General features: G+C 56.6%; 12 protein-coding genes and 1 pseudogene. All 13 read right to left on the bottom strand.

The genetic code is table 11. From position 1 onward, the window contains the following. Positions 1 to 418 (bottom strand): rhamnan synthesis F family protein (locus B5V02_RS00650; RefSeq protein WP_281004881.1); only part of this gene is annotated, 418 nt, incomplete at its 3' end. A 67-nt stretch (positions 419 to 485) separates the two neighbouring features. Then, positions 486 to 2438 (bottom strand): rhamnan synthesis F family protein, encoded by a 1953-nt coding sequence (locus B5V02_RS00655; RefSeq protein ID WP_245445566.1) that lies wholly within the window; start codon positions 2436 to 2438, stop codon positions 486 to 488. A gap of 54 nt (positions 2439 to 2492) precedes the next feature. Next, positions 2493 to 3551 (bottom strand): NAD-dependent epimerase/dehydratase family protein, encoded by a 1059-nt coding sequence (locus B5V02_RS00660; protein ID WP_111542359.1) that lies wholly within the window; start codon positions 3549 to 3551, stop codon positions 2493 to 2495. A 138-nt stretch (positions 3552 to 3689) separates the two neighbouring features. Beyond that, complete coding sequence (locus B5V02_RS00665) at positions 3690 to 4604, bottom strand: lysylphosphatidylglycerol synthase transmembrane domain-containing protein (RefSeq protein ID WP_281004882.1); 915 nt, start codon at positions 4602 to 4604, stop codon at positions 3690 to 3692. Then, a complete protein-coding gene (locus B5V02_RS00670; protein WP_111542361.1) occupies positions 4591 to 5571 on the bottom strand; it encodes a glycosyltransferase family 2 protein in 981 nt (326 codons plus the stop codon). Before B5V02_RS00670 ends, B5V02_RS00665 begins: the two co-directional genes overlap by 14 nt. A gap of 1 nt (position 5572) precedes the next feature. Then, on the bottom strand, positions 5573 to 6271 hold the full coding sequence (locus B5V02_RS00675) for an O-methyltransferase (RefSeq protein ID WP_111542362.1): 699 nt from the start codon (positions 6269 to 6271) through the stop codon (positions 5573 to 5575). Beyond that, complete coding sequence (locus B5V02_RS00680; RefSeq protein ID WP_146605989.1) at positions 6268 to 8001, bottom strand: hypothetical protein; 1734 nt, start codon at positions 7999 to 8001, stop codon at positions 6268 to 6270. Before B5V02_RS00680 ends, B5V02_RS00675 begins: the two co-directional genes overlap by 4 nt. A 286-nt stretch (positions 8002 to 8287) precedes the next feature. Beyond that, positions 8288 to 9655 (bottom strand): class I SAM-dependent methyltransferase, encoded by a 1368-nt coding sequence (locus B5V02_RS41020; RefSeq protein WP_208647022.1) that lies wholly within the window; start codon positions 9653 to 9655, stop codon positions 8288 to 8290. 21 nt (positions 9656 to 9676) lie between these two features. Further along, the gene (gene rfbD, locus B5V02_RS00690; RefSeq protein WP_111542364.1) at positions 9677 to 10558 is read right to left on the bottom strand and encodes a dTDP-4-dehydrorhamnose reductase; all 882 of its coding nucleotides are present in this window, start codon (positions 10556 to 10558) and stop codon (positions 9677 to 9679) included. Further along, entirely contained in the window at positions 10555 to 11625 is a 1071-nt protein-coding gene (rfbB, locus tag B5V02_RS00695; RefSeq protein WP_111542367.1) for a dTDP-glucose 4,6-dehydratase, read from the bottom strand. Before rfbB ends, rfbD begins: the two co-directional genes overlap by 4 nt. A 22-nt stretch (positions 11626 to 11647) precedes the next feature. Beyond that, positions 11648 to 12202 carry a dTDP-4-dehydrorhamnose 3,5-epimerase gene (gene rfbC, locus B5V02_RS00700; protein WP_111542365.1) on the bottom strand — a complete coding sequence of 185 codons (555 nt, stop codon included), beginning with the start codon at positions 12200 to 12202 and terminating at the stop codon, positions 11648 to 11650. Continuing rightward, complete coding sequence (gene rfbA, locus B5V02_RS00705; protein WP_111542366.1) at positions 12203 to 13084, bottom strand: glucose-1-phosphate thymidylyltransferase RfbA; 882 nt, start codon at positions 13082 to 13084, stop codon at positions 12203 to 12205. Between the two features lie 132 nt (positions 13085 to 13216). Continuing rightward, positions 13217 to 13449: pseudogene (locus B5V02_RS00710) on the bottom strand (capsular biosynthesis protein CpsI); the annotation flags it as partial.

A 13449-nucleotide genomic window follows, 5' to 3' on the forward strand; every position in this document is an offset into this window, starting at 1 on the left:
GATGCCAAGGCAGATAACCCGTTCCGGTAAATGGGTTTGGTGTCATTTCCCGATGGGCAGAAGCGCCCCAGAAATCAGAATTCCGTCCTTCCATTTCCGAAAACATTTCCGAAAAGGGGAAAATAGGTCCGTAGCAAGTATCGTTCAGCAGGATAAGTTCGTCATACTCAGAAAGAGCATCAAAGCCGATGGCTTCCATTCCGGCCTTGTATCCCCCGACATCGAATCCCTCGTTCTCACGGATCAGAAGCTGGTCACATACCTTTTCAACCGCGACTTCCGAATGCTTGGTCAGGTCTCCGTTGGAAACGACAACAATCCTCTCCACGAACTCTCGCAATTTTTCGAGCAGAAAGATGACATAGTCATCCACAATTCCGCGTTCGTTGTAGAGAGAAAATACGGCAATACGATGCACCTTGATGCTCCTACAATTTATACCGTAAACTTCATGTCCATGATAATTATTATTGTCACCGAATGCGCTATTCATTACGCTGATAGTTTTGTTTTAATACGCCCCTCGCGCCGCGATAGAATGGCCTTAGTATTGTGAATAGTATCGGCATTCTAAACTTCAGAGAGCTTTTGGTCGCCAGATTGAGTTTAGCCAGAGATCGTTTTACCGACGGCGACGGCGACGGCGGCGGCACTGGCGCCTGCGACATTGGCGCCTGCGCTCCCAAGGGATAGCCGGACTTCTTCCACTCAGACAACATATAACACTGGTTCAGGAATTCGGCCGACGGCATCATGCTTGCAAGCTTTTGCAGTTTGAACTCCAGCATCGTGTAATCGTGCGCCGCCTGATGCGCGCACACAATGTGCTGCGTTGTGTAACCCGCATCCTGGGCCGCGTAGGCCATCAACCGCTCGAGCGCATGAGCCAAATCGCCGTCGTCAAAATACGGTTCGGGATCGAACTCTTCCCATCTCCACTTGTGTTCGAACAATTTGCGCAGGGCGCGCGGCCGGAACCAGAACATGCCGCCATAGGCAGCCACCGGAGTGGTGTCATCGAACTTGACGTCGATCTTCAACAGGCGCGCGGTTTCCTCAACCTTGGCCTTGTTGCCAAACCATGAGTGCCCCATGGTTGGAAATGAAATATGAATCATCGGCGGAATGGCGAACCCGATCGACGGGTTGTCGTGAAACATGTCCAGCACATTGTGCACGTAGCCGCTTGTATTCAGCAGATTGTCAAACATATGCCGTTTGAAAAGGTTGCCCTTCGACGCCTGCACCTGAGGCGTTTTTTTGCTATGCACGCGGCAGACAAGGTCATAACGATCGTCGACCAGCAGATCGCGCGTGGAGATGAAAAACGCCGACATGTCGCGACCGCGGTTCTGTTCGACAACGCGGACGATGGCCTTGTTTATGCCAGGGCGCTTTGCCAAGGCGGCGTCAATCTCGGCCTTCTTTTCAGGCGTATCCGTGGTGGCAATGAAATCATAGGCAACCGGAATGTTCTCGGTCAGATCCAGCATCTCGTCGAGCATATCGGTGTAGTAAATATGCGCGCAGACAGCGACCTTGCCGTAGTCGGCGGCATCGTCTTTGATCCGCTTGTCCGGCAGGACGCTCATCAGCGCCGCGTTGGTATTGAGATTCCTCAATTCCGAAGTGCGTAAAACATTGCGCCAAATCAAGTTGAGGTCGTAGTCGGATGTCTCTTTAAGTATCCGCAATGCGCGTGGCAAATCGACCGCATTATGCTCCAAGAAAATCGGATCATTAAAAAAGAGACGCCGCTTTAGCAGAGGAAAGCGATTGATGATTGTTTCGTCCACGTCGATAAATGCTGGATAGTGCGAACCATAGTCATTTGGGTCAACATATGCTTCTGCTGAATAGCCTAGATCAGTAAAATGCTTGGTAAACTGTGACTCGTGAAGCAAAACAGCATCGACGTAAGTTTTTATCTCCGGCAGATTCTCCCAGTATCTTTTGAAGGCGCGTGACTTCAACATATCTTTCCGGATAGCGACCAAGAACGTCTGGAGATGCCAAGGCAGATAACCCGTTCCGGTAAATGGGTTTGGTGTCATTTCCCGATGGGCAGAAGCGCCCCAGAAATCAGAATTCCGTCCTTCCATTTCCGAAAACATTTCCGAAAAGGGGAAAAGAGGCCCGTAGCAAGTATCGTTCAGCAGGATAAGTTCGTCATACTTGGAAAGTTCATCAAAGCCGATGGCTTCCATCCCGGCTTTGTATCCCCCGACATCAAATCCCTCGTTCTCACGGATCAGAAGCTGGTCACATACCTTTTCCACAGCGACTTCAGAATGTTTTGAAAGATTCCCATTGGAGACAACAACGATCCTCTCAACCAATTCTCGCAGCTTTGTAAGCAGAAATATGACATAGTCGTCTGCGATGCCACGTTCATTATACAGCGAAAACACAGCAACCCGACGCAATACAGAGCTCATTCCTCGTCCCCTCAAGAAATCCAGATCGCCAAACCAATTCTAGGAGGCCCAGTCTTAGCCGAGCTGTGAATCTATCCATTCGGAAAGCTGGCCGATCCCCTCGTCCACACTTTTCAAAGGTCGCCATTCCAGTTCGCGGACCGTCCTGTCAATGTTGGCGACAGCGCAGCGCACGTCGCCGTTGCGGAACATGCCGTTGACGTGCGGCTCCGGCGCTCCATACCGCTTTGCGATGATCCTCGCCAGATCGAGAACCGTGGTCTTGGAGCCAGTGCCGACATCATAGGCGAACGATTGCGACAGATCTGTTCTCGTGGCCTTGTCAATCGCCGCGGCGACATCGTCGATGAAAACGAAGTCCCTTCCGATATCCCCGTCTTCATAGATCGGGATGCTCTTGCCTTCCTTGGCCATCCTGATGAACAACGACACAATTCCCGTGTAGCTATTCGTCAGGGATTGGCCGGGACCATATACGTTCTGAAGGCGCAGCACGTTGACGGTTGTTCCGAACGAAAGAGCCCAAGCTCGCAATATCTGTTCCTGGGTTAGTTTGGTTGCTCCGTAGATGCTGGTTGGATTCGGTATCGTTTTTTCCGCGTCCATGGGGAGAGGTTCGAGCCCGGGAAAATCCCACTCCGCGCGTTCAAGCTGCTGCTTCGATCTCTGACCCGGATAGGTTACCTCTCCTGGATTTCTGGACCGCCATGCCCCTTCTCCGTAGACGGCGCGGCTCGAAGCCAGGACAAAACGCTCAGGAACATGCGATGCCGTGGCGAAGGCATCCAACATGCGGGTTGTGCCAAGGACATTTGCTATCGCGTGGCGAGAGGCCTCTGTGAGCGACTGTCCCGTGCCCGTTTCAGCCGCCAGATGCACCACAATCTCAGGTCGGGCCGTGTCCAATGCCTGCGCCCAGGTAGAAGCCTCGGTCACATCGGCAACCATCAGTTCAACGCGAGGATCAAGTTCGGCGGGACGCTTTCGCTCAGCGTGAATCTGCGGATGCAAACTGTCGATGACAATTACACGCCCGAAACGATCCGCCAATTTGGCGGACAACGCGCATCCAATGAAACCGGCTCCACCGGTCACCACACATGTTTTGGACATTCAAGCCGCATTCCATGTTCCATTAACCAGGCTGTTCGTTATCAGCGTCGATCTCATTTGAACAGGTATAGAGCATCCGCTCCAGTCGAATTGGATTTGAGGTGTCGCATTCGATAGTCACGCGCAATACTATGCGCTCTAATCTGGTTCCGCGGTCCATTTTCGATAGCCAAACTCCCCAGCCGACAAGAGAACATCGCCCAGAAGAGTGATGACCCGATGCGCAACTGCAACGGCGGTGGCCGCAGCCGCGGGTATGCCGATCGACGAAAGACCAGCGATAAAAACGGCTTCTCTCACACCCAAACCGCCGGGAGCCCCAGGTACAACAAAACCAAGCAACCAACCGGCGGCTGAGACCCCGATCACCATCTGCCACTCAATCGTGGGTCCGTACAGCACATGGACAAGGAGGACGACGATCAAGCCATTGGCAAGGAAAAAAAGGCCATAGCAAGCGACACTGATCGCAGCCATCGAAAATGCGAGGTGTTTTTGGCTCTGCTTGAAATATCGGCCCGCGACAAGGGGGGCAAGCATGAGGGCCGCCAGGCCGGCACCGATATAGACCGCGGAGGCAAGATAGCGGCTTATTCCGTAGTCCTCACCGATTTTAAGCAGGAAAGAGAACGAGAAAAGGAGTGCTACGCTTCCGGAAGCGAGGACCATCAAAACGATCTCCATCACCTGCGCGTAAGAAAGCGCATCCTTTGCGGCACCATATCGAGCCGCCAGGACAAAGCGTCCGACGAGATGGATTACGTTGGTTGGCAGATATTTGTAGACTTGGGTACGCGCGAAAACGCGCATTGCACGGATCGGAGAGATTGCCTTTTCTCCGACCGAAACCAACAGGGTGAACCAGGCGAGCCCCACAAGCTGCAGAGCGAGTGCATAGAGAAGCGCACAGGCCACGACCACGACAATGAACCGAGGACGCTGCAGCATCTCGGCGAGCTGGTCAGCGTATCCGTAGACGGAGCGTATGACAAAGAACATTGCCGCGACGGCAATGACAGCGCCGCCGGCACGAATGATCCTAGAGTTCGGCACGAGCGCCGATCGGCTTCACAGGCAGCCTGCCGTCGGAACTTGCAATTTCGGCGACAATGCCCGGGTCGCGATCGCCACGGGTCGCAACAATCAACTCGGCGACCATGCCGAACAGCGTGAACTGCACACCGACGATCATCAAGAGCGTCGAAACAAGCAGCAACGGCCGGCCGCCAATGGCTTCACCGCCAAACCACCGCGCGCAGAGAAACAAGAAAATCAGAAAGCCGATCGAGATGACGGCCACACCCAGACCACCGAAAAGATGGCCGGGGCGCGAATTGAACTTCGTGATGGTCACGACTGTAAGCAGGTCCAGGAAACCCTTCAGGAGGCGACCAACCCCATATTTGGATTTTCCAAATCGGCGTGGGTGGTGCTGGACGACGATCTCACTGACCTTGAAACCAGTCGCATAAGCCAAGGCTGGAACGAAGCGATGCAGCTCACCATAGAGGCGAATGTTGTCGAACACCTCGGAGCGGTAGGCTTTGAAGCCGCAGTTGAAATCGTGCAAGCTGACGCCGGTGACCTTCGCCGTCACTCGATTGAACAGCTTTGAAGGCAGCGTCTTGCCGAGCGGATCATGGCGCACCTGCTTCCATCCCGAAACGACATCGGAGCCCGCTCGGATCTCGTCCAGAAAACGTGAGATTTCCTTCGGGTCGTCTTGCAGGTCTCCATCCATCGTGACGATGACATTGCCCGACGCATTGGAGATCCCTGCCTGGAGCGCGGCTGCCTTGCCGAAATTCCTCCGAAGCCGAACGCCTTTCACATGGGGGTAAGCCTTGGTGGCGGCCAGAATCTCCTTCCAGGTATTGTCCCGGCTCCCGTCGTCAACAAAGATGACCTCCTTGAGCGAGGCGGTATCGATCTGCTCAAAGGCCGCCTCGATTTGGCCAATCAAAGCCTGAACAGTGTCTTGCTCGTCCTTTACAGGCACCAGTATCGATACGGTCTGCACGTCAGGCCCTCTGCGTCAAAATGGAGGTCTGGCTGGGGAATGGCAATGCAGGCGCAAGCCCCCGTGTCACGCGCTCCTGCAGGCCGCAAGAATTGATGGCCTGGCGATATTCGGGCCTGTTGCTGTTGTCGAACAAAATCATACCGCCCGGAGACAGGCGGCTAACCGATTTCGCCAGGCAGGAAACCCTTGCCCGGCCGTCGATCACAATGAGGTCGAAGGTGCCGTCGACCCGATCAATCGATGACACGTATTGATCGAACGAGCATTCCGTATATCCCTTTCGATTGGACCTGGCCTTGCTGGAAGCGGAAGCGGCTACTGGCTCCACAACTCGCACGGCGATGTTGGGATAGGCGCCAAAAATGCCGCCCATGGTCTGCGCGAACGGAGCGTCATGCTCGACGGAATCGACGGAGCCGCTTCGTTTCGCCAACCAAACGGTGCTGGCGCCAGCACCAAATTCATAGATACGAGCCTTGTGATTGCGCGAGGCCAGAAAAACATTCACGGCATCAATCGCGGAGAATGTCCACCATGGCATGTCAAGCCGAACCAGGTCGGCGCTGTCGTAGATGCCGAACAGACTTCTGATCCAGAGGGCAAAGCGGCTGTTCGACCGCTCCAGCGCCGCAAGTAATCCGCAGCGCTCAGCTACTTTCCTGGCGAATCTTACGACGCTTACATAGGTATTTTTCAAAACTGGATTCCAACCCCAGGGGCCTGCAATCTCGTCCACCCGGACGGCGTAGGCAAAACTGCATATATCAATCGAGAAGCGGGGCTAGCCGGCACACGTCGAAGATCTATGTAGCCACTCCAGCCATAGTCGTCACGCCCTCGCCCGAGGAACTTTGCCACGTCCGGCCGATGCGCTCCTCCCAATCCCAACCCTACGACCGTTCCCGTGCCGTCAACGAAGGCAATGCAGCGGTAGGTGGAAAGAATATCGCTGCCCAGCAGTGGGGGCCATCTGTTCGACGTGTCCGCGGCCCAACCGGAGACGCGTCCCCACTGCGGATCTTGTATTTTGGACACGGCATCGATGTAGCCCGTCAAGCTGTTCGGCTGGGTGGGGATTGCCAGCTCCGCGCCGAGCGCGGGGCAGCCAAAATCCCTGCCGTCGAACGGGACATGATTGAATTTCCTCAGATTGTCTTCGACATTATAGTAATCAACCCCAGCCCATGTAACGTATTGCATCATGTCGGGGTCTTTGACGCCGAGCGACAATGCCAATGTTGCGAGATCTTTTCCTTCAGCCCTGACAAGAGCCGCCTGCACCCGCGGCATGCCGTTGACGACGATTACCGCGGCTGCCGCCACGAATATCGCGATCGACAGACGACGATTGAAATCAACGCGCCACACCAGACATGAAACTGCTCCAAACAGTCCGACCCAAAAAAGCGCTGGAAGGGTTGCATATCTGCTGGCTAAGGCTGCCGCGTCTCCTCCCATATTCGATCGACCAATAGCCGCCAACACACTCGACATTACGGCATAGGCCATGATCGCAATCCAGAAGGCTGATCGATACCTGCTTTCGCCAGGCCGCAAAAGGCAAACCCCGACGATCAGAGCGGCCGCTCCAATTCCAATCGCGCCCAACGGAATTGCGGTTGACTCGGTTGTGACGATGCCGCCACCAATGAATGTCAGGCAAAACAGTGCAATCTCTATTGGATTGAAATCGCGTGCGGGGTGATAGTCGGGGACCTTCTGATACACTGCGATATAAATCACGAAGGCCAAGCCCACCGCGAAAATCAAAATACCGAGCCGCCGCGTCTTGGCGGTGCAAAATCCCTGGATGCCGATCGCACACAATGCGGTCAGGCCCGTGCTGTAAAATTGCGTGGCAATGACAGCCAATGCTATCGCAGCCAGATAACCCAGCGGCATATCTTTTTCGGTCGACTGCCAAAAAGCCAATACAGCCAGCACGGTGAAGAAATTTGCGCCGATCCAGGCTACCCCACTCATGCCAACAAAGAAATTGTGTGCGGCGAGTGGACTGAACACAAACACCGATACGGCTATCCCGACGACCAACGCTTCAAACCAGGACCGCGCAGAGAGCGAGAGTGCGCCTGAAAAAACCAGCGCTATGAGAAGGGAGAACGCGACAACAGTGACCGAGAGGCCGATATTGTCGCCGTGGGTAAGATGAAAATTCAGCAGATAAAACAGTTTTGCGCCGGCAATGATATGCTCGTTTGCCGTTACATACAGGTCCGACAGCGTCGGTACCCCGTCCAGCGATCGGACCATTGAAGCGAAAATGCCCCAATAGTCGTTATCCGGAGCACCTCTCGCCTGCACCGTCAGCAGGAGCGCAACCAGGAACACCGCGATCGGACCAACAGACGCGATCGCGAAAGCGGGGGTTGAACGGCTGACAGAGAGGGTGCGAACGGTGGCCGACATTAGTTCTGCAGTCCTGCGTTTGCTGTGTATTGCCTTGCGTTGGTGTAGGTGGCACCTCGCACACACCGCCAGACTGCGCAACCAGAAATTCGACGGCTTGGCAAGCAGACTGCTGGATAGGTCCGGTGTGCGTCCCAAACGCCACAAGCCGGCGCGACTGGAACGATCAGCCGTCGCGCAAACGAGAAAGCATATCCGGTGGCTTGATGTTGGCCTGTTCTGAAGAAACGGATTTCCGATGGAGAGGCTAAGAGCAGAGCTGCCTATCTCCAATTCAATTTCGCTTTCAACGAAAAACCGCAGCGACCCTTTTCAGTAGCCACCTGATATTCACGGATAGCGCTCGCAGGGGGCTGGTTATTCGCCAGCTCGTTGAGTCCTTGAACTCTTGAACGACCCGTTCGTTTTGCTCTATTCTTGCCTGGAGCGCAGTTGTCACCGCTTGCGCTCGTGCGATTTCGTTGTCGCGCTCGGCCCGCAGCACACTCGCAGTCGCGTGCGCAGCCGATATTTCTCCTTGCAAAACCTGGATCTCTTCAACTCTCTCGACGAGATGTGCCTCCATCCGTGCGATCTGGTCGCGGCCTCCCTGGAGCTGTTCGCGTATCTCGGCTACCTCGCGGGAGAGTTCCTCTATGCGCGCCCCGCGGCTCGTCACCAACGCCCGGTTGGTCTCGATTTCCTCCTCCATGGTCGTCGACGCTAGGGACCATGGGTTTCCGGTTTGATCGCGCGCTTTGCTTGTCGTGCCGTCAAGAGAAACCATTCCCCTGTCGGCAAGTGCAACCTGGCCTTGCACATCGCGAACCCCGAGAGAATTTTCCTGACTTGGCCGCTTGGTTACAATACAGAGCGAGTTCAAAAACTCGACGGAATGAATGGATGCCAGCGAAGCTTCCCCGAATACGATTTTATACCTATCGGAGAAAGTGGCTAAAGCATCCGCCCGAAAGCGGGGCAGTCCCCAATGCTCATGGTTGACCACATCGAGCAGGCGCTTGAAGAACGACATCGACGAAAGAGGATCATAGAGACCGCCCTCGAATTCCTGCCAGTAACTGCAATGCAAATCTTCCGCTATGTAAACCCCTCCATCAGAAAGATGAGGGAAATAACGGGCGAAAGAGCGCACTATGTCTGACGATGTATGCGATCCGTCATCAATTATGATGTCGAATGTCGCGGATTTTGTAACAATTTTTCTTTCTATCTCATCAGTATTGGCATCGCCGATGACCACAGCGATCTTCTGATCGTCGAAAACCAGGCCGCTGCAGGCAGTGTCGATATCGCAGCCAAGAATAAGCTCCGAATTCGGGAAATATCGCGGCCAAATTTCGAGCGAACCACCGTTTTGAACGCCAATTTCCAGCAGTCGAACCGGCTTGTTCCGATAGTCCAAGAAAACGCGGTCATATGCGTCCAGATAGGTAGACCATTTGTCCGACACTTTGCCGCTATGGGCATTGTACAGGTCGCGAAGTGAAGGGGTAAGCGCTCCAAACGGCGCGGCATGCGCCTTGGCCCGAACGCTCGCCGGCACTCCGTCGACCGCCTCTGGGCCGACCGCCTCTGGGGCGGCTGCCTCTGGGCCGACAACCTGTGGGCCGGCCTCTGCATCGCGCATGTTTTTCGGTGACGGGTCCTTCTTCATGCCCCAGGCCCATCCCGTCTCTCAGACCAGGACACGACGCGCCACCGCTTCAGTCGACAGCCGCCAGTCCGGCGCATTCCATCCGAAGACGGAGGCGAATTTCGCGCTCGATAGCCGGGAATTGGCGGGGCGTCGCGCCTTGGTCGGGTAGTCCATCGTAGCAATGTCCCTTACCCGCGCCCAAGGACCACCAGACACTCGGCTTGTGTCCAGGATATGGCGGGCAAAGCCGCTCCAGTTGGTCTCGCCTGTGCCGGCCAGGTGATAGACACCGAACGCAGTGAAGCTCTTGTCGCCGTGCAGCATCGCCGCCGCATGCAGGATTGCGTCGGCGATATCAAGCGCGGAGGTGGGATTTCCCCACTGATCGGCTACCACCGAGATCTCATCTCGGTCGGCGGCAAGCCGCAGCATGGTCTTGACGAAATTCTTGCCGAACGGGCTGTAGACCCATGCCGTGCGCAGGATCAGATGGCGGGGGTTGGCGGCTGCCACCGCCTGTTCGCCGGCAAGCTTGGAGGTACCATAGACGCTGCGCGGTGCGGTTGCGTCGGTTTCGACATAGGCGCCAGAAGCGCTGCCATCGAAGACATAGTCGGTCGAAAGATGGATGACGGGAATGCCAAGCTGCGCTGCGGCTTCGGCCACCTTGCCGGCGCCGACAGCGTTCACTGCGAATGCCAGATCGGGCTCATCCTCGGCCTGGTCCACGGCGGTGTAAGCGGCAGCCGACACGACGATATCCGGCTTCGCGGCCGCAATGGCGTCGATGACGGTGTCGGGGTTTGCCAGGTCGAGCTCCGGACGGCCAATGGCGACGACTTCCACGCCGGCACGCCCCTGGCCGGCCTCCAGAAGGCTTGTCGCGACCTGGCCTTCGCGACCGGTGACAACGAGCCTCACGCGGCACCCTTGCGCGCTTCGCCCAACCTCTCACCGGCATAGCGCTCTTCGCGGATCGGCCCCCACCACCATTTGTTGTCGAGAAACCAGTCCACGGTTCTCGCCAGGCCGCTGTCGAAATTCTCCTTGGGCGCCCAGCCAAGCTCGCGACCGATCTTGGAGGCGTCAATGGCATAGCGGCGGTCATGGCCCGGACGATCGGTGACGAAAGAGATCAGATCTCGATAGCTCTTGCCGCCGGCCCGCGGACGGCGGCGGTCGAGCAGATCGCAGATCGTCTCGACGACGCCCAGGTTCGTCCGCTCCGAATTGCCACCGACATTGTAGCTCTCGCCTGGCGTGCCCTTGGTGGCAACCAGCTCCAGCGCGCGCGCATGATCCTCGACGAACAGCCAGTCGCGCACATTGGCGCCGGCGCCATAGACCGGCAGCGTTTTTTCGTCGAGCGCGTTGAGGATGACCAGCGGGATCAGCTTTTCGGGAAAGTGATACGGTCCATAATTGTTCGAACAATTGGAAAGCACGATCGGCAGGCCGTAGGTTTCGTGCCAGGCCCGCACCAGATGGTCCGAAGCCGCCTTCGAGGCGGAATAGGGCGAAGACGGCGCGTAAGGTGTTTCCTCAACGAACAGACCGCCGTCGAAAGGAAGATCGCCGAACACCTCGTCGGTCGAGACATGATGGAAGCGGAAGCGGTTTTTCTTGTCGTCCGGAAGGCCGCGCCAATATTCCAGGGTGGCATTCAGAACCTTGTAGGTGCCGACGATGTTGGTCTCGATGAAGGCGCCGGGTCCGTCGATCGAGCGGTCGACATGGCTTTCGGCGGCAAGGTTCATGACGATGTCGATTTCGTCCCGATGCAGAATGTCGAGCACCGCCCTCTCATCGCAGATATCGGCATGAGCGAAGCGGTAATTGTGTGCATTCTCGATCGGCCGCAACGAGGCCAGATTGCCCGCATAGGTAAGCTTGTCGAGATTGGTCACGCGATAGGCCGGGTTGGCGCACAGATGCCGGCACACCGCCGAGCCGATGAAGCCGGCGCCGCCTGTCACTAGAAAATTCATGCTGCTGTCCTCATACAACCCATCAAGCGAACACCTCGGCGGCGGCCAACACCGGCGCCTTGAGGTCCTTGTCCGAAAGCTGGAACCCGCCAGCCAATGACGGCCAGTCGATGCCGATGGCAGGATCGTCGAAACGGATCGAGCGGTCGTGTTCGGGCGAATAGGTATCAGTCACCTTGTACAAGACTTCGGTGTCCGGCACGAGCGTCACGAAGCCATGCGCAAAGCCCTTTGGCACCAGAATCTGGTTGCCCTTTTCAGCGGTAATTTCGAGCGCAACCCATTTTCCGAAGGTTGGCGAGCTACGGCGAATGTCGACTGCCACGTCCAGCAGCGCACCCCGAGTGACACGCAGCAGCTTGTCCTGAGCTCGCGGCGCAAGCTGGTAATGAAGCCCGCGCAGGACGCCTGCCGCGGCGGAATAAGACTGATTGTCCTGTACGAAACGCAAGTCTATGCCGGCCTGCGAAAAGCGTTCGGCATGATAGGTTTCGACAAAGAAACCGCGGGCGTCGCCATGTCGTTTCGGAATGATTTCCAGCACGCCTTCGATGCCAAGGGACCTGACCTCCAGCATTTACTCCTCCAACCGCTCGACGACACGCCGGCGCAGATAGGCGGCATACTCGTTTTTTCCCAGTCGGGTGGCGCGCCGGAGGACATCGTCCGCCGTCAGCCAACCCTGTTCGAAGGCGATTTCCTCCGGGCAGGCAACCTTGATGCCCTGCCGATGTTCGATCGTGCGCACGAAGGAGGACGCTTCGTGCAAGCTGTCATGGGTGCCGGTGTCGAGCCAGGCGTAACCGCGCCCCAACCGGTGCACATGCAGCTGGCCACGATCGAGATAGACGTTATTGACCGCCGTGATCTCGAGTTCGCCACGCGCCGACGGGCGGATCGCGGGGGCGATGTCAACGACATCGTTGTCATAGAAATAGAGACCGGTGACAGCCCAGTTGGATTTCGGCTGGGCTGGCTTTTCCTCGATTGTCAGGGCTGTTCCGGTGACCTTGTCGAAGGAAACGACACCATAACGTTGGGGATCCTCGACATGATAGGCGAACACCGAAGCCCCCTTTTCGCGCGATGCCGCTGCACGGCAGAGCTGCGACAGGCCTTCGCCGAAATAGATGTTGTCGCCCAGGATCATCGACACGCTGTCCTTGCCGATGAAGTCACGGCCGATGATGAAGGCTTCCGCGAGCCCGTTGGGTTGCGGTTGCTCGGCATAGGACAGCTCAAGCCCGAAGTTCGATCCGTCGCCAAGCAACTCGCGGAAAACCGGCAGATCCCGCGGCGTCGAAATGATCAGAATTTCACGGATACCCGCGAGCATCAAAACGCTCAGCGGATAATAGATCATCGGCTTGTCGTATATCGGAAGGATTTGCTTAGAGACTGCCAACGTTAGCGGATAGAGCCGCGTTCCGCTGCCTCCAGCAAGGATAATTCCTTTCAAGAAGTTCTCCTTGACATGCCTAAACCCCCAGCCCCTGACATAAACCGCTCGTGCTTAGGTTCCATGCAATGGCTTGTCAATCTCGGCGCTGGACAAACGGCCGGACTATTTCGCGCCGAGATGCGACCTCAGCTAGGTCAGTCCAAAATACGCCTGGTACCAATCCACAAACCGCCCGACCCCCTCGGCCACCGTCGTCGTCGGGCGGTAGCCGACCGCCTGCTCCAGCGCCGATGTATCGGCAAAGGTATCGGGCACGTCGCCGGCCTGCAGCGGCAGCAGTTCGATGATGGCCTTTCTGCCAAGCGCGTTTTCCAGCGCCTCGACATAGGCGGCCAGCTTCACCGGATTGTTGTTGCCGATGT

Source organism: Mesorhizobium kowhaii (assembly GCF_003253745.1).
GTDB classification, from domain to species: domain Bacteria; phylum Pseudomonadota; class Alphaproteobacteria; order Rhizobiales; family Rhizobiaceae; genus Mesorhizobium; species Mesorhizobium kowhaii.

Coding starts and splice junctions, on each gene's coding strand:
- B5V02_RS00655 (WP_245445566.1), bottom strand. CDS start 2,438: ATGAGCTCTGTATTGCGTCGGGTTGCTGTGTTTTCGCTGTATAATGAA.
- B5V02_RS00660 (WP_111542359.1), bottom strand. CDS start 3,551: ATGTCCAAAACATGTGTGGTGACCGGTGGAGCCGGTTTCATTGGATGC.
- B5V02_RS00680 (WP_146605989.1), bottom strand. CDS start 8,001: ATGTCGGCCACCGTTCGCACCCTCTCTGTCAGCCGTTCAACCCCCGCT.
- B5V02_RS41020 (WP_208647022.1), bottom strand. CDS start 9,655: ATGAAGAAGGACCCGTCACCGAAAAACATGCGCGATGCAGAGGCCGGC.
- rfbB (WP_111542367.1), bottom strand. CDS start 11,625: ATGAATTTTCTAGTGACAGGCGGCGCCGGCTTCATCGGCTCGGCGGTG.
- rfbC (WP_111542365.1), bottom strand. CDS start 12,202: ATGCTGGAGGTCAGGTCCCTTGGCATCGAAGGCGTGCTGGAAATCATT.